This is a genomic window from Paenibacillus sp. FSL R7-0273, from assembly GCF_000758625.1.
In the GTDB taxonomy this organism is placed as follows: domain Bacteria; phylum Bacillota; class Bacilli; order Paenibacillales; family Paenibacillaceae; genus Paenibacillus_AQ.
The window spans coordinates 7,252,046-7,269,579 of sequence record NZ_CP009283.1 but is presented as its reverse complement, the minus strand read 5'-3'; the positions used below and the strand labels follow the sequence as shown (position 1 = coordinate 7,269,579).

Here is a 17,534-nt window from a genome sequence, read left to right as displayed (position 1 = left end):
GCAGGCCTTTTTCGTCTCAAAGGGCTGGGTTATTGCTGCCTTCTCCAATTATTGCCTTCCCATTCTGCTGATTTTTCGTTATTCTCTAAGTTGGAGCTGATAAAATTCAGAATTTAAAAATTTACGCATTACATGATATATAACTTAGTGTGGAATGTATATGAGCCTGGTATACAACGTGTTTTACAATAATAAAGTGTAGAAAACGCTTTCATTAGTAGGTTGTACCTCAGAAAGGAAGAACTACATGCATAAAATCAAAATCGGCACGCTGCTGCTGCTGGCAACCTTTATTGTAACGGCATGCAACGGTGCAGGAGGCAAAAGCAGCGATTCCTACGCGGTACGCTACAACAAGGCTGAGGACAAGGCGGTTCCCGGCGGTACCGTTACCTATGCTTATACCTCTCCGTTTCAGGGGATGTTCGATCCGGCTTTTTTTGAAGGGGAGGATGATTCCAATGTGCTTGATTTCATTACCGAAGGGATGTTCACAGTAAGGGATGATCTTACGACTGTACCTAATATTGCGTCCTGGAAGGAATCCGAGGATCATACCGAATTTACATTTAAAATAAGACCGGGTGTGCGCTGGCATAACGGCGATGAGCTGACGGTTGAGGACTGGAAGTTCGCTTTGGAGACTATCGCCAGCCCGGATTACACAGGTCCCCGGTATTACAGCGTAGAAATGATCAAGGGTGCTGAGGCCTATCACCGGGGGGAAGCGGAGGAGCTATCCGGAATTAAGGTCATTGATCCGTATACTTTGAAGATTACGGTTAATTCTCCAAGGGTGAATACCATCGACAATCTGTGGCCTTATCCGATGAATAAAAAGTATTTTGAGGGAGTAGCCGTAAAGGATATGGCGGACAGTGACCAGGTGCGCAAGCGGCCGATCGGAATTGGACCCTTTGAGGTGGAGGAAATTCAGCCCGGCCAGCTTGTCCGGATGAAGCGGTTCGACCATTACTACAAAGGCAAGGCGCTGCTGGATGGAGTCAACTATACCGTTGTCGGGGATGGAGAGCTGACAGGCTTACTGGAAGAGGGCAGTCTGGACATCGGAACGGTGCCAAGGGATACGTATACTGCTGTAAAAGAGCTTGATAATATAACACTGCTGCAGTCAGCGGAATTATCATACGAATACATAGGCTTCAAATTCGGGCGCTGGGACGAGACGGCACAGCAGAACATAATGGACAATCCGAAGTTTGCCGATAAACGGCTGCGGCAGGCGATGTATTATGCACTGGACCGGGAAGGGATTATCAACCGCTTCTCCTACGGGCTGGGTGAGCTGATAGAGACGCCGGTTCCCAGTACAAGCTGGGCCAAAATCCCTGATACTGAAATCAATACCTATCCGTTTGATCCGCAAAAGGCAGAAGCGCTGCTTGAGGAAGCCGGGTATACCGATATTAACGGTGACGGCATGCGCGAGGATCCCCGGGGACAGAAGCTTATCATCCATTATGATGCGATGAGCGGCAGCAAAACAGCGGAGGAGCGGACAAAGGCAATTATGCAGGACTGGCGGGATGTCGGCCTTGATGTGCGGCTTAACGGCGGGCAGCTGAAGGAGCTGAACCTCTTTTATGAAGCGGTGGAGAACGATGATCCTACGGTTGAATTATTCAACGGGGTCTGGGGGCTTGCCAGTGATCCTGATCCCTCCGGCCTGTGGCGGGCAGCTGACCTGTGGAATTATCCCCGCTGGTCCTCTGAGCGGAGCGAGGAGCTCATTCGTGAAGGTGTTGAGGGCAAGGCGTATGACAGGGAATTCCGGAAGCAGACTTATTATGAATGGCAGCAACTGATTAATGAAGAGGTGCCGATGCTCTTTTTTGCAGAGCGGACGAACATTACGGCTGTGAACAAGCGTCTGCAGGGCGTGAGAGTTAATTCAATAAGCAATATAGTTGAGCCGGAAAAGTGGTGGATCAGGGAAGCTGACTGAGCATCCGGCGGGAACCTTTAAGTCACAGCAGCGGTTATGCAGCGGACTTAACGGTTCTTTTTTTTGTAAAAAATGAATCAAAACCTCATTTCCAGCGTCATATACTTTAGGAACAACCGGCTGCTGACCAATAAAAATGTCGTTTTTTGTTATTTCTTTTTGAGGGCTAAGTGATTACAATAGAAATATTGTCTGTGTCAAAGCCGATTTCCAGGTTTATTCTACTTTTAGAACGACCCTAATTCCTGAAAGGGGGAACACTAAGACCGAACGAATGGGGCAGAACGCAACAGCAGCTGAGAGAAGTCCAGACATGAGTGCCCGCTAAGAGCCGGGGCAGGCATTGTAAATAGATAGCAAGCCATCATTATATTCCACCATAAAGAAGGAAACCATTTATGAATAAGAAAAAATTTAAAAAAAGGTATATAGCCCTTATAACCCTTGCCGTTATCCTTCTTGGAGGCTTTTTGTTCCAGAAGCCGCTTGCGGTGCTGGCCTTTGACCTGTTCCTCTCGGACCAGGTGGAGGCGAAGCTGGAGGAGGAATCCTACGTACCGCTTGTTAAGGACAATACAACTACTGTCAAACCGGAGCCTGTGGCCTTTAAAAGTGACCCGTTTTCGCTGATGCTGCTCGGGACGGACCAGCGCGGTAACGAAACGGCCCGCTCGGATACGATGATTTATGCGGTTGTCCGCCCGGAAGACTACAAGCTTCTGCTGATATCCATTCCCCGTGATACGTATACGGAGATCATCGGGCACAGGGATAATAAAAAGGATAAAATTACGCATGCGTATGCCTTCGGCGGTCAGCAAATGGCTAAGGATACACTGGAGGCGCTGCTCGGCCATGATATTCAATATTATGCCACAATTAACTTTCAGGGGCTGAAGAATGCGGTGGATGCGATTGACGGAGTTCCGCTGCCGATCAAAAAGGATATCGTTAACAAAGGCGCCGATCACGAAAAGTTCACCATTAAAGGCGGCAAGTCCAGCTATAACGGTGAAGAGGCGCTTAACTATACCCGCTACCGGGAGGACAGTGATTTCAACCGGACCAAGCGTCAGCAGGTCTTTATTGACGTCGTAGCGAATAAAATGTTATCAATCAGCCAGATCGGTAAAATTCCTGAGCTGCTTGATATCATGGGCGAGAATTTCAAGACGGACATGGAGCCGTCGCTGATTATCAGCCTGGCCAAAAAATTCATGGGCGGCAAGGACATGGATATTTCCAGCTTCACGGTCATGGGTGAGGGACAAAGAATCGATGGGGTCTATTATGACATCGTTGATGAGGAAGACCTTAGTGAGGCACAGGCGATGATCGACAACTGGATGAGTGCAAGCACACCTGTCAGCCAGTTGATAGAGCCCGGAAAAGCCGAAGATGCGCTGAAGCCAAAGGCTACAGCAGCAGCAGAGTAACTGCCCGGAAGTTCACAGCCTTTATAAAAACAGCAGCCATGTGTAATGTTAGTGGCTGCTGTTTACTGTCTTCATGGTATAATGAAGTGGAACTACTTGCCGGGTAATGCGTATTATTACGGGTGCCCTTAGAAGCAGGGTTAATTCCTTCGGAATTCTTTGAGGAGGATCAGGAGATGAATATTGCGTTTTTTTTACTTCCTAAGCAGGAGGTGGCCTGCGTTACACTGGATTCTACGCTGCGCCAGACTCTGGAGAGGATGGAATTTCACCGCTATACGGCAGTTCCGATTCTGAACAGAAACGGAGAATATGCCGGGACCGTGACAGAGGGTGATCTGCTATGGTACATGAAGGATTCGGGTGGTACGGTCACTTTTGAGAATGCTTCCAAATTTCTGCTTAAGGATGTTCCGCTGCGGATGAATAATCTGCCGGTCTCCATTGATGCGGATATGGAAGATCTGATTAATTTGGCTAAGGTGCAAAACTTTGTGCCGGTGGTCGACGATATGAACCGGTTTATCGGCATTGTCCGCCGGAGCCAGATTATTGAATACTGCGAGAAGGTTGTCTCACGGCAGTCGCAGGCACAGGAATCATTGTAACTTTCCGGCAGTCCGGCAGTATTAAAAGCAAACGGTGCACCAAGGCCTGTATTTCCGGCGGTAACGGAATGCGGGCCTTTTTTGAAGAGGCTGTTTTGAAGGGCTGCAGGGCAGTAGGCCTTAAGGGGCGGGGGCCTTGTGTGACCGCGAAATATTTATGCTATAATGGAGAATAATGCTTTTTGCCGGAGGTAGAGAGATATGCCCAATGTGCCGAAGGATCTGGATGTGGCCAAACGCGCCAAGGTAATTGAGTGGTTAAAGACCGAAGTGATTGACCAGGTGTCACGGCTGTTTAAGGCACTCTGGGAAGGCAGTACCGCCCGGGTCGGCGACAGTCTGGCCAGTCTGATTATGAGCTCTTATATACTGGGGCGCCGGCTGGGTCTCCCTTACCGTGAGCTTGATGACCTGCTGCTGGAGAAGCTGAGGAAGCACAAGCAGGAGGGGCATCAGCTTGAAGAATGGTACCAGGATATATCTGCACTAGAAGAACATATGCGTAAGAGGTGAAAACTGTTGAAATTCCGCTGGACATCTGTGGCATGGAGCGTTGCATACTTACTGCTGCTGCTATCTTTATCGACTCCGCTGCTAATCATTACTACATTGTTTCTGACTATTCCGGCTGTAGTGCTGTTCACAACCCTGAACACTAAACAGTTTATTCTGCATCTGTTGCCCGTTTTACTGATTGTAGGCCTGATTACACCCGTTTATGTACTGTTAGCGCTCTATTTTCTGATCCCTGCGCTCGTTATGGGACGCTGGTACAAGAAACGCGCCTCGGCGCTGTCCACCATCCTTGCCGGAACTGTAACCATCCTGGGTGAGTTTTTGCTGCTGCTGGTTGTAGGAGTGGCGCTGTTCAATTTCGACCTGTCCAGCTATATAACCGATACAGTGGAAATGGTTGCGGCCATGTTCGCTGACCTGGGCACAGGCAATCCGCTGGCAAGCGAGTTTGTTCTTACCTCCAAGGACATAAGTGATATCAGCTTCCGGACCATTCAGGTCATTCCTATCACACTGATTATAAGCTCCTTTATCATGGCCGTTATTACCCACTCCATTGTCCGGCCTATTCTGAACAGTATGGAATATGCGGTCCCAAGGCTGAAGCCTGCACGGGACTGGAGACTTTCGAGATCGTTTATCTGGTATTATCTGATTGGTGTTGTGATTACCTTTATCTTCGGGAACTCAGACAGCGGCTTTATGCCGATGATCAGCGCGAACCTGCTTCCGCTGCTTCAGGCTGTGTTTATCATTCAGACTATCGGATTCATGTTCTATATTGTCCATGAGCTCAAGTGGAGCAAGGTTGTGGCGATCCTGCTGTCGCTGCTGGTGCTATGGGTGCCGGGGCTCTGGATTATCGGGGTTATCGACATCGCGTTCCCGCTGCGGGAGCTTGTGAAGAAATCGAAACGATAGGGTGAGAGGTCATGCCTAAATTTCTGCAAAGACGCTGGCACGGCTATCATACCGTATGGGCGTTCCTGCTGATGCTGGTCCTTATTATCATCGTCAGCAGCTATAACTGGGTTCTGGGTGTAGCCAGCCTGTTTCTGGCAGGCACACTGTGCTTCTCTATGCTGCAGGCGGAGCTCTCCTTCCGGCGCAATCTGGTTGAGTATATCAACGGGCTGTCCTTCCGGATTAAGCGGGTCGAGGGTGAGGCAGTCAGCCAGCTTCCGCTGGGTATCATCCTGTACAGTGAAGACCGTACTGTAGAGTGGCATAACCGCAACGCCAGTGAAATCTTCAGCCGTAAGACGCTGGTGGGTGAGGAGCTCCAGGAGCTGCTTCCGGACATCGTGCCTGCACTGGCCGGCGGGGGACCTGTTAAGCGCGAGGCCGCCAGGGATGCCGGCACACTGAAGGATATCAGACAGGAGATCAGTGTAGATGACCGGTATTATCAGGCTGTAATGATCCCCAGTGAGCGGATGCTGTACCTGTACGATATTACGGAGCTTGTTGTGCTTCGTGAGCGTTATGAGGAAGAGAAGCTGGCTATCGGCATTGTCATGATGGACAATCTTGATGAGGCAGCCCAGGGCATGGATGACCAGCAGCGCACCTCGCTGATTGCCAAGGTAGCCAGTGAGATTACAGAGTGGAGCAAGCAGTTCGAGGTGTATTTGCGGAGACTGTCTTCGGAGCGGTATCTTATGCTGCTCAATCACCGCAGTCTGCAGGCGCTGGAGGAGAGCCGTTTTGTGATCCTTGATGAGGTGCGCGAAATGACAGCTGATCTTAAGGTGCCGATGACATTAAGCATCGGCCTGGCGTACGGCTCAGAATCCGCCAGTGAGCTGGGGGCATTGGCGCAGTCCAGCCTGGATATGGCGCTTGGACGCGGCGGTGACCAGGCTGCAGTAAAGGCCGGGCAGCGGCTGTCCTTCTACGGGGGCAAGAGCAATGCCGCCGAGAAGCGGACCAGAGTCCGGGCCAGAGTCATTGCCCATGCACTGCGCGATCTGATGCAGGAGAGCGACAAGGTGCTGATTATGGGCCACCGCACGCCGGACATCGATGCGATCGGTGCTTCAATCGGCCTGCTTAAGGCGGCGCAGATGTACAATGTGGAAGCGAGTATCGTCCTGGAGGGGCCGAATCCCTCCATTACCCGGATGATGGAGCAGATTAAGCGGGATGAGGATCTGCACCGGAGCTTTATCAGTACAGAGCAGGCACTGCAGATTATGACTGAGCATACCCTGCTGATCGTTGTAGATACCCATAAAGCTTCTATGACGATGGAGCCGAGGCTTGTGCAGTATGCCAGCCGGATCGTTGTGGTCGACCATCACCGGAGGGGTGAGGAGTTCATTAATGATGCGGTGCTGGTCTATCTGGAGCCGTATGCTTCCTCGACCTGTGAGCTGGTAACAGAGCTGCTGCAGTATATCCACGACAAAATCAAGCTGACCCCGCTGGAGGCAACAATGCTGCTGGCCGGAATAACGGTCGATACAAAGCATTTTGCTCTCCATACGGGATCACGCACGTTTGAGGCGGCAGGCTTCCTGCGGCGGATCGGAGCAGACACCATCCTGATTCAGCGTATGCTGAAGGAGGATCTGCAGGAGTATATCTCCAAAGCTGAAATTATCAAGCATGCGCGGATGGTATATGATCACATAGCGCTGGTTGTAACTGCACCGGGGATGAAAATTCCCCAGCTGCTCATTGCCCAAACTGCCGATACTCTGCTCGGCATGACGAATGTGGTGGCATCCTTTGTCATCAGCGAGCGGCCTGACGGCCTGATCGGCATCAGTGCCCGTTCACTCGGCAGAATGAATGTGCAGGTTGTGATGGAAAAGCTGGGCGGCGGGGGGCATCTGTCCAACGCGGCTGTGCAGCTTGAAGGAACCTGTAAGGAAGCAGAGGCCAGACTGCTGGAAGTGCTGGCTGAAATTGAAGCGAAAGAGGGGCTGTTCGAATGAAGGTCATTTTCTTAAAGGATGTTAAGGGTCAAGGCAAAAAAGGACAGGTTAAAGAGGTATCGGAAGGCTATGCAACTAACTTCCTGCTGCCGCGCGGACTCGTGCGTCCGGCTACGGAGGGTAATGTAAAGACCCTGGAGAACCAGGCTGCTGCAGAGCTGCGCAAGAAGGAGCAGGAGAAAGAGGAGGCTGTACAGCTTGGCAAGAAGCTGGACGAGCTGACACTGACGTTAAAAGCGAAATCCGGTGAAGGCGGCCGTCTGTTCGGGGCTATTACCAGCAAGCAGATTGCTGAGACACTGGCAGCCACCCAGGGTATCGTAATTGACAAGCGCAAGATTGAGCTGAATGATCCGATCCGCCATGTCGGTAAATTCCAGATTCATGTGAAGCTGCACACTGAAGTAAAGGCTAACCTCACGGTTCAGGTAACGGAGGAGTAAAATGGGCGGAGATCTCTTTTTCGATCGGATTCCCCCGCAGAACCTGGAAGCGGAGCAGGCTGTATTAGGCGCTGTTCTGCTGAATGATGAAGCGCTGATTACGGCGATGGAGCGGGTGAACACCGAAGACTTCTACGACAAACCGCATCAGATGATCTTTGAGGCGATGGTGCAGCTCGGAGAAGAGAGCCAGCCGATTGACCTGATTACACTGACCTCCCGGCTGCAGGATAAGGGGGAGCTTGAGGATATCGGCGGTGTCAGCTATTTGGCTAAGCTGGCCCATGCAGTGCCGACCGCAGCCAATGTGGACTACTATGCCCAGATCATTGAAGAAAAGGCGATGCTGCGGCGGCTTATCCGCACAGCGACGCAGATTGTCAGCGAGGGCTATACCGGCGGCGAGGATGTAGGCATCATGCTGAGTGATGCCGAGCGGCGCATCCTGGAAATCTCCAACCGCCGGAGCGGCAGCGGCTTCATTGCTATCCGTGATGTAGTAATGGAAGTATTCGACCGGGTGGAATTGCTCCATCAGAATAAGGGTGGCACCTCGGGGATTCCGAGCGGCTTCGTGGATCTTGACCATATGACTAACGGCTTTCAGCGCAATGACCTGATCATTGTTGCTGCCCGCCCTTCTGTCGGCAAGACGGCGTTTGCACTGAATATATGCCAGAATGTAGCGGTCCGGGCCAAAGAGACTGTAGCGATCTTCAGTCTGGAAATGTCGGCGGCGCAGCTGGTCCAGCGTATGATCTGCGCCGAAGCTAATCTGGATGCCAACATTATGCGTACGGGTGAATTCAAGAATGATGATGACTGGTCCAAGCTGACGATGGGCATCCAGGCCCTGGGTGAGTCGGAAATTTACATTGATGATACGCCCGGAATTACAGTTACCGATATCCGCGCCAAATGCCGCAGGCTGAAGAAGGAAAAAGGTCTCGGCATGATCGTCATTGACTATCTGCAGCTGATTCAGGGCCGCGGTAAAGCCGGCGAGAACCGCCAGCAGGAGGTCTCTGAGATCTCCCGTACCCTGAAGCAGATAGCCCGTGAGCTGGATGTGCCGGTCATTGCCCTGTCCCAGCTCAGCCGCGGTGTGGAGCAGCGCCAGGATAAGCGCCCGATGATGAGTGACCTTCGTGAATCCGGTTCGATCGAGCAGGATGCGGATATCGTAGCCTTCCTGTACCGTGATGATTACTATAACCAGGACACGGAGAAGAAGAATATCATTGAAATTATTATTGCCAAGCAGCGTAACGGCCCCGTAGGCACCGTGGAGCTTGTATTCCTGAAGAACTTTAACAAGTTCGTCAACTACGAGCGGGCGCACTCCGAACCGTTTGCAGGCTAGGGAATTATGCGCAATATCCGAACGATCATACATTTCTTTGTGTGATCGTTCGTTTTTATTTGACTTTAAAAAGTACCGCTGTTACACTGGTTATTGTGCTTTAGCGGGTTAAACCCGCATAGCGTCCGGAGGGCAGCGTACATAAGAAAGCTGTACAGAGCCCATATTATTATAAATAATGGTGCTAAAGCTGGCACCAACGGAGGAATGAATATGTCAACGGTAGTCGTCGTGGGAACACAATGGGGAGACGAAGGCAAAGGGAAGATCACAGACTTTCTGGCAGAGAGCGCAGACGTGGTCGCCCGTTATCAGGGGGGCAACAATGCCGGTCACACGATTCTGATTGACGGTAAGAAATTTAAGCTGAGCCTGATTCCATCTGGTGTATTTTATAAAGAGAAAACTTGCGTAATCGGTAACGGGATGGTTATTAACCCGGAAGCCCTGATTCAGGAAATTAATTATATTCATGAGAACGGCTTCGACACCAAGAATCTGGTCATCAGTGACCGTGCCCATGTCATTATGCCATATCATATGCTGCTGGATGCGCTGGAAGAAGACCGCAAAGGCCCGAACAAAATCGGCACCACCCGCAAAGGAATCGGCCCTGCCTACATGGATAAGGCTGCCCGTAACGGGATCCGGATCGCTGATCTGATGGACGCGGAGGAGTTCGAGCTGAGACTGCGTCATCTGGTGGAAGAGAAGAACCAGGTAATTACCCAGGTCTACGGAGCAGAAGCGCTGAATGTTGAAGAGATTCTGGCTAAATACCTGGAATATGCAGAAGTACTCCGCGGATATGTTACAGACACCTCGGTTATTCTGAACGATGCCATTGATGCTGAGTCCAAAGTATTGTTTGAAGGCGCACAGGGCGTAATGCTGGATATTGACCAGGGAACGTATCCGTATGTAACCTCCTCTAACCCGTCTGCCGGCGGTGTGTGCATCGGTTCCGGTGTAGGTCCGTCCAAGATCAAGCAGGTTATCGGTGTTGCTAAGGCTTATACTACACGTGTTGGTGATGGCCCGTTCCCTACAGAGCTGGGGGATGCAACCGGTGATTACATCCGTGAGACCGGACATGAGTACGGTACAGTAACCGGACGCCCGCGCCGTGTAGGCTGGTTCGATAGCGTAGTCGTTCGTCATGCCCGCCGCGTAAGCGGAATTACCGGTTTGTCGCTTAACTCGCTGGACGTGCTGAGCGGTCTGGAAACCGTTAAAATCTGCACAGGCTACAAGTACCGCGGAGAGATCATTACCCACTATCCGGCAAGCCTCAAAATGCTGGCTGAATGCGAAGCGGTATATGAAGAGCTTCCGGGCTGGAGCGAGGATATTACCGCAGCCAAGACGCTGGAGGACCTGCCGGCCAACACCCGCCGTTATGTTGAACGCGTGGCTGAGCTGACAGGTATTCCAATTGCTATTTTCTCGGTGGGACGCAACCGTGAGCAGACTAACCAGGTACTGCCGATCTACATTTAATAGCTGTTTACGTTTACCATTAAAGGACCCCTGCGGGGGTCTTTTTTGATATGTTTTTTAAATATCAGGAATGAATAGACCTACCGGGGCCCCGCTTTGCTGGGCTGTTTGGTATGCCCTTTTTCGGCCAATTAATCCTTCCCGGCTATACATTTCATGTTTCTCCCCGCATTTTATGGTCAATACTGGAAGTGAGAGAGTGCAAGGGGAGAGATGAAGATGAAAATCGTTAAATATGCAACCGGTGTGTGCCTGATCGTTGTCCTGGCCAGTGCATTGTCGGTATTGACCACTGCCTATGTAGTGAACACCTATATTCAGTCTGTTCTGGCAAGCTTTGATATTAAGCTGGACAGCCCGGCGCCGGGCATCGGCGGGTTCGTCAAAAGTCTGACCGGAATGAACGCAAAGACTGACCCGGGCAGTACCGCAGGCCAGACTAAGGAGCCTGCTGCAGATAGCGACAAAGAGAACAAGGAAGGTACTCCTGCTCCAGACAGTGACAAGCCGGTAGAGGAGAAAGTGCCTGAGGATGCATTAGCTGTTATGGGACAGCCGGCAGCTGAAGAGGATACTGATACAGGCAATTTGGACGGGCAGCTTGTAATGACACCCGGTGACATGAGTGAGATGAAGGATAACATACCGGAAGAGGATAAGGTGGGCATCTTTAATATTTTGATGACTAAGCTTCCGCAGGAGGAGATGCAGTCGATCTCTACAGCTATGGAGGATGGTTTAACGGAAACAGAGGTTAAGGAAATACAGGAGGTTATTGCCAAATACGTAAATCAGGATGAATATGAGCTGCTAATGAAAATGCTTACACCGGATCCTGCCGGCAATCCATAATATCAAAAATTGTCACTTTTTGGACACAGCAGACCTGTTTAAACCGCATAATATCGATAAAAACCCGCGATAAAGGCGGGTTTTGCCATGTACACAAAGTTGAAATTTTTCTCCCGGCTATGGTACAGTAAAAAAGGACTAGAAGGGGTTAATTTTTTGTAACCTTTTTAGGGACAAAATGATTAAGTTTCACGGCATTATTTATAACCAACAACAACGATCATTCACACTAACGTACAAATAGAGAACTGGATGCAGCAGAATATATAAAAGGGGTCGCATAACAAGCTTGACCGCTTCTAGAAGCGGACTGAACGGGCGGATTGAAAGGGAGAGTTTCATGAATGGATTTAAGTTCATGCGCCGGATGGGGAAGCTGCGGGGCAGCGATAAGACATCCGCAGTATCCGGAGCAGAGAGTCAACAGGGCATCCGTGCCACCGGCGAAGCTAATGTCTTTCATCAGGAACCGAAGCCGCGCAGATTACGGCGTTCCTGGATTGCGGCATCTGCCGGACTGGTGCTGCTGTCCGCCTTCCTGATCGGGGCGGAGAAGAAGTATGTAACCGCAAATACAGTAACTTATTACAAGGTCATGGTAAAGGGCGAGGAAATCGGAAAGATCAGCCAGCAATCTGAGCTGAACCAGCTGTTCGATCAGAAGCGTGAGGAATACCAAACCAAGTATCCTGATTCCGTAATGGTGCTGCAGACAGAGGGCATCACTACCGAAGAGGAGCAGGCTTATAAGCCTGAAGTGGATAGTGCAGCTACACTGGACAAGCTGGACGGCATGCTCAAGGCTTATGCCGTTGGCGTACAATTGACTGTGGACGGCAAGTCTATCGGGATTGTGAAAGACCAGGAGACGGCAAGTGCCGTACTGCAGGGCGTTAAGGCTCATTATCTGCCGGAGGCAGCAGAGCCGGCAGGCGCACAGCTGAAGAGAACGGCAGCCACCAGCAAGACAGCAGCCCCGACCAATGCGGGGCAGGCAGATTCAGCCTCCATTGAGGAGGACGTGACTATCGTTCCGGTCAAGGCTGATCCGAACAAGGTGCTGACAGTGGACGAAGCCGTTAAGGCGCTGACTGAAGGCAAGGAAGAGCCGCTGGTCTATACCGTACAGGAAGGCGATACGGTTTCCGGAATTGCCAAGCGGTTCAGTATTACGCAGGCTGATATTTTCCGTAATAACCCTGCGGTAAAAGAGCTCACTTTGCAGATCGGGGATGAGCTGCAGCTGACGGTACCGCAGCCCGAGCTTACCGTTGTAACCGTTGAGCAGGTAACAGAGCAGGTGGTTACCGAGCCTGAGGTTATCGTGCGTACAAGCGATCAGCTGGTTGCCGGGAAGCGGAAGGTTGTGCGTCCAGGCCAAACCGGGCTTAAGGAGATGCAGTACCGGCTGACGAAGGAGAACGGCCTGGTTGTCAAAGAAGAGTGGCTGGGACAGACGGTGCTGCAGGCATCGCTGCCGGAGGTCGTCTATCAGGGAACCAAGGTTGTCGGTGAGGGAACAGGGATGTTTGCCTGGCCGGTCAGCGGTGCAACGTTATCCAGCAGCTTCGGAGAGCGGTGGGGGCGTGCCCATAAAGGGATCGACCTTGTATCCGGTAACCGTACGATCAAAGCGGCTGATGCCGGAACTGTAACCTTTGCAGGTGTGCAGAGCGGATACGGCAATGTCGTAATTGTAGATCACAAGAACGGGTACGTAACCTATTACGGCCATCTGCGCAGTATCTCGGTATCTGCGGGACAGCGACTTGAGCAGGGCGGCAAAATCGGGATTATGGGCAACACGGGGCGTTCGACCGGAACCCACCTGCATTTTGAAATCCGCAAGAATGGTACAGCAGTTAATCCGTTGAAATACCTGAAATAATTCATTCCTTCTATCCAGCCGTCCGAAGCCGTTTCGGGCGGCTTTATATTTACCTGAAGTAGGATGTGGCGCCAGGACAGGTATGTTAAAATAAAGGAATCAATGAAAAGTATGGCGAGAAAGGTGAAGCTGAGCATATGCAGATGGGAACGATTCTGGTAGTTGATGATGAACAGCCTATTGCTGATATTTTAAAATTCAATCTTGAAAAAGAAGGCTACGAGGTAATCTGCGCTTTTGACGGCAACAGTGCAGTGGAGCTGGCACTATCCAAACGGCCTGATCTGATGCTGCTCGATCTGATGCTTCCCGGCAAGGACGGAATGGATGTATGCCGCGAGGTGCGCCAGGCGCATCTCGATATTCCGATTATTATGCTGACCGCCAAGGACGGGGAGATCGATAAGGTGCTGGGTCTGGAGCTGGGTGCGGATGATTATGTGACCAAGCCCTTCAGCACACGTGAGCTGCTGGCCAGAGTCAAGGCGCAGATGCGCCGCCAGCATAAGCCGGCTAATGCAGGAACGCTGAATGAGGCGGCTGAGAGCAAGCAGGGCGTGCAGCATTTCGGGCTGTTCGTCGATACGGATATGTACATGGTCTATAAGGACGGTGAACCGCTGGACCTGACCCACCGTGAGTATGAGCTGCTCTATTATATGATCCGCCACGCCGGCAAGGTGATGACACGGGAGCATCTGCTGCAGGCAGTATGGGGATTTGAATATTTCGGTGATGTGCGGACCGTGGATGTTACGATCCGGCGCCTGAGAGAGAAAATTGAGGAGAATCCAAGCAAGCCGGAATATATCTTTACCCGGCGGGGGCTCGGCTATTTGATGCATAGTCCCAAAAGCGGGGTCCTGTGATGAAGAGAGGGCTGTCCTTTTTCCGGACAATTCAGGCCAGGCTGACCATCATTTATGTTCTGCTGATTCTGGTGGCGATGCAGCTGATCGGGGTTTATTTTGTCAGCTCGATGAAGAATTCCCTGACCGAGAATTTCACTAAGGATCTGAAGGCACGGGCTGAGATGCTGTCTATCCTGACTGCGGACAAGCTTGGCAGTGAAACCGGAACGGCAGATGAAGAGACGGCAGTAGAGAGCCTGCGCGGCATGGTCAACAACCTGTACATCAACGGTGCCGAAATTCAGGTGCTGGATGCCAGCGGCAAGATCATTACAACCTCTGTTCCCTCACAGAATGATTATGTCGGACAGCGCAATACCCAGACCGTGGTCAGCCGTGCGCTTCAGGGTATCAGTGACAACGAGGAATATATTATTGCCGATGACAATGTGCGCAAGAAGGTAGTGGCGAAGCCTGTGCTCTCCGGTGACAAGGTCGTTGGAGCCATCTATATTGCGGCTGATATGAAGGACCTCTATGCCACGATGAGCCGGATTAACAGCGTATTTCTTTCGGGGCTGCTGCTTGCCCTGGCGCTGACGGCGGTATTATGCGTCATTCTGGCCCATACGATTACCCAGCCGATCAAAGAGATGACCCGGCATGCCACTGCGCTTGCCGAAGGCAAGTTCAACCGCAAGATGCCTGAATTCGGCAATGATGAAATCGGCCAGCTGAGCCAGGCCTTTAATTATATGACAGGCCGGTTAAAGGAAGCCTTGTCGCAGAATGAGGAGGAGAAGGAGAAGCTTGCCTCTATTCTGACTAATATGAGTGACGGCGTGGTGGCTACTGACGAGAGCGGTATGGTGATCCTGATGAATACCCGCGCCGCTGATATGCTGGGATCGGAAGGGCCGCTGCCGGAGGGCGCACCGCTTGACGAGTTGCTGGGACTGGACCATGAGCAGACAGGCTCACTGGCTGAAGGCAATGCCCAGTCAGCATTAATTCATCTGTCGCCGATGGGCGGCGGAGATCCGAACATTGTACGGGTGACATTTACCCCGATCCACCGCCGCGAGGGCGGCGGAATTTCCGGAACGATCGCCGTACTGCAGGATGTTACCGAGCAGGAGAATCTGGAGGAATCGCGGCGCGAGTTCGTAGCGAATGTCTCGCATGAGCTGCGGACCCCGCTAACGACGATCAAGAGCTATGTTGAGGCACTGGATGACGGGGCGCTGGATGATCAGCAGCTGGCCGTACGGTTCGTCGGCGTTATACGCAATGAAACAGAGCGGATGATCCGGCTTGTCACCGATCTGCTGCACCTGTCGCGGCTTGATTCCAAGGAGTCCAGCCTGCGCATCCAGCAGACCGATATTTCCGAGATGCTGGAGGATGTTGCCGACCGCTTCTCCTTCCAGATCCGCCAGAAGCGGATTCATATCAGCACCATCGTGCATAAAGAGGTCGCCATAGCCTGGCTGGACCGTGATCAGATTGATCAGGTGCTGGGCAATCTGGTCTCCAATGCGCTGAAATATACGCCGGAGGGCGGGACAATCACCCTGCAGGCCGTCAAAACTGATGACGGAATGCTGGCCGTCTCCGTCCGCGATTCCGGGATCGGGATTCCGAAGAAGGATATTGAGCGGATCTTTGAACGCTTTTACCGGGTGGATAAGGCACGTTCACGCAATATGGGCGGCACGGGTCTCGGGCTGTCCATTGCCCGGGAAATTGTCAAAGCGCATGGCGGCTCTATTTCCCTGCAGTCGGAGCTTAACGAGGGCTCATTAGTGACATTCACGCTGCCTCTGCTGCATCAGCAAAGGGGGAGTGAAGGATGAAGGAGAAGCTGAAAACGTGGATTCTGGGCATTCTGGTGCTCGGCAGCCTGGTAGAAAGCTATTATCTGATCTACCGGCTGCCGGGCAGCGATTCTGCGGTAATGTCTGAGAACCTGTACGTAAAAACAGATAATATGGGCCCGGAGGAAAAGGTTGAGAACCTGCTCTATCCTGACCGGATGATTATTCATATGGGCGGGGACCGGCACACGCTGTTCTATCCGGACTCGACCTTTTATGATCTGATCTTTAACCGGCTCAAGGGCCGGAGCTTCGAAAGCTTTCAGCGGCGCCCGGTAGAGGACTTTGACTGGGACAAAATCCGCAGCGAAAATGCCGGGATTGAGCTGAGCTTCGGGGCAGGCATCCCGGTTACCCTGCTGCAGCGGGTGATGCAGCTGTCACCGGATTCGCTGTTTGCGGGCGAGAGCATCGACCGGGTCTGGATTTATAACGTCAAAAATGACTCCAAGGCGCATGCTGTTTTTTTCAGCACCAGAGGAGACATTGTGTATGAAGCGGCCAAGGCGGACCTTACCGTACAGGACGTGCAGCAGCATGTTGATTTCGGTATGAACTGGACGCCGTATACGGTAGTCAACGGTGATTACTATGTGCCGGAGGAGAAGCTGGATGCCGTTGAGGCGGAGATCCCCTCCGGAATGTATACCATTGAACAGATGCAGAGCAATCTTTTCTTTGACGCGGGAAGTACACGGTACATTCCGGAAAAAGACGGCTCCAAAATCTACACCGACAGCAAGCGCAGCCTGCAGGTGGATCAGGAGCTGAACTGGATGAGCTACAGTGACCCTGCGGCCCTGCCGGCCGGCGAGAGCACGCCTGCCAAGGATGCCCTGGAGGCCGTCGAGTTTGTTAATGAGCACGGAGGCTGGAACGGGACCTACCGGCTGGCTTCCACGGAAGAGGAGAAGCAGGAGCGCGTGGTATCCTTCCAGCAGTATTACGGCTCTTATCCGATCATGAGCCGGCCGCAGCTGCAGTATGGGGTTATTAATCTGGAGCTGCAGCAGGGCACGGTCTCCTCCTATGAACGCTCGCTGATGTATATGAAGGAGGAGCAGGCCGTAAAACGGGTCGTAGAGCTTCCCGGAGGCGAGGAGCTAAAGGCCAAGCTGGCCCGGATCAGCTCAGGCTCCGCAGTGAAGGAGCTCATCCCGGCTTACATTCCGGTATTGCAGAGGGATACCCTGCGCCTTACGCCGGTATGGCGGGTAACCCTAAATGATGGAAGTGTGCTTACCATCAGCTAGGCAGTATAATAGAGTCTTGCGAAACATTAAGGAGGGAAG

The 17,534-nt window shown here is 52.0% G+C and carries 14 protein-coding genes; all 14 read left to right on the top strand.

Annotated elements, in window-relative coordinates; all coding sequences use genetic code 11:
- The first annotated feature begins 247 nt into the window (after window positions 1-247).
- The gene (gene opp4A, locus R70723_RS31225; RefSeq protein ID WP_039878029.1) at window positions 248-1,966 is read left to right on the top strand and encodes an oligopeptide ABC transporter substrate-binding protein; all 1,719 of its coding nucleotides are present in this window, start codon (window positions 248-250) and stop codon (window positions 1,964-1,966) included.
- A 398-nt stretch (window positions 1,967-2,364) separates the two neighbouring features.
- The gene (locus R70723_RS31220) at window positions 2,365-3,402 is read left to right on the top strand and encodes an LCP family protein (protein WP_047171284.1); all 1,038 of its coding nucleotides are present in this window, start codon (window positions 2,365-2,367) and stop codon (window positions 3,400-3,402) included.
- A 176-nt stretch (window positions 3,403-3,578) separates the two neighbouring features.
- Window positions 3,579-4,010 (top strand): CBS domain-containing protein, encoded by a 432-nt coding sequence (locus R70723_RS31215; protein WP_039878028.1) that lies wholly within the window; start codon window positions 3,579-3,581, stop codon window positions 4,008-4,010.
- Window positions 4,011-4,211: 201 nt separating this feature from the next.
- On the top strand, window positions 4,212-4,523 hold the full coding sequence (locus R70723_RS31210; RefSeq protein ID WP_039878027.1) for a MazG-like family protein: 312 nt from the start codon (window positions 4,212-4,214) through the stop codon (window positions 4,521-4,523).
- Window positions 4,524-4,529: 6 nt separating this feature from the next.
- Window positions 4,530-5,447, top strand: coding sequence for a DUF2232 domain-containing protein (locus R70723_RS31205; protein WP_039878026.1), 918 nt, complete (start codon window positions 4,530-4,532; stop codon window positions 5,445-5,447).
- 11 nt (window positions 5,448-5,458) lie between these two features.
- Window positions 5,459-7,468, top strand: coding sequence for a DHH family phosphoesterase (locus R70723_RS31200; protein ID WP_039878025.1), 2,010 nt, complete (start codon window positions 5,459-5,461; stop codon window positions 7,466-7,468).
- Window positions 7,465-7,911 (top strand): 50S ribosomal protein L9, encoded by a 447-nt coding sequence (gene rplI / locus R70723_RS31195; protein ID WP_039878024.1) that lies wholly within the window; start codon window positions 7,465-7,467, stop codon window positions 7,909-7,911. The genes R70723_RS31200 and rplI overlap by 4 nt, the downstream gene beginning before the upstream one ends.
- A 1-nt stretch (window position 7,912) precedes the next feature.
- Window positions 7,913-9,274: a replicative DNA helicase gene (dnaB, locus tag R70723_RS31190; protein WP_039878022.1), complete on the top strand. Its 1,362-nt coding sequence runs from the start codon at window positions 7,913-7,915 to the stop codon at window positions 9,272-9,274.
- 213 nt (window positions 9,275-9,487) lie between these two features.
- Entirely contained in the window at window positions 9,488-10,774 is a 1,287-nt protein-coding gene (locus tag R70723_RS31185; protein ID WP_039878020.1) for an adenylosuccinate synthase, read from the top strand.
- A gap of 219 nt (window positions 10,775-10,993) precedes the next feature.
- A complete protein-coding gene (locus R70723_RS31180) occupies window positions 10,994-11,626 on the top strand; it encodes a hypothetical protein (RefSeq protein ID WP_039878019.1) in 633 nt (210 codons plus the stop codon).
- Window positions 11,627-11,966: 340 nt separating this feature from the next.
- The gene (locus R70723_RS31175) at window positions 11,967-13,514 is read left to right on the top strand and encodes a peptidoglycan DD-metalloendopeptidase family protein (protein ID WP_039878018.1); all 1,548 of its coding nucleotides are present in this window, start codon (window positions 11,967-11,969) and stop codon (window positions 13,512-13,514) included.
- Between the two features lie 137 nt (window positions 13,515-13,651).
- Window positions 13,652-14,383 carry a response regulator YycF gene (gene yycF / locus R70723_RS31170; RefSeq protein ID WP_039878017.1) on the top strand — a complete coding sequence of 244 codons (732 nt, stop codon included), beginning with the start codon at window positions 13,652-13,654 and terminating at the stop codon, window positions 14,381-14,383.
- Complete coding sequence (gene walK, locus R70723_RS31165) at window positions 14,383-16,221, top strand: cell wall metabolism sensor histidine kinase WalK (protein ID WP_039878016.1); 1,839 nt, start codon at window positions 14,383-14,385, stop codon at window positions 16,219-16,221. The genes yycF and walK overlap by 1 nt, the downstream gene beginning before the upstream one ends.
- Window positions 16,218-17,495, top strand: a complete 1,278-nt coding sequence (locus tag R70723_RS31160; protein ID WP_039878015.1) for a YycH family regulatory protein — start codon at window positions 16,218-16,220, stop codon at window positions 17,493-17,495. Before walK ends, R70723_RS31160 begins: the two co-directional genes overlap by 4 nt.
- Window positions 17,496-17,534: the final 39 nt, after the last annotated feature.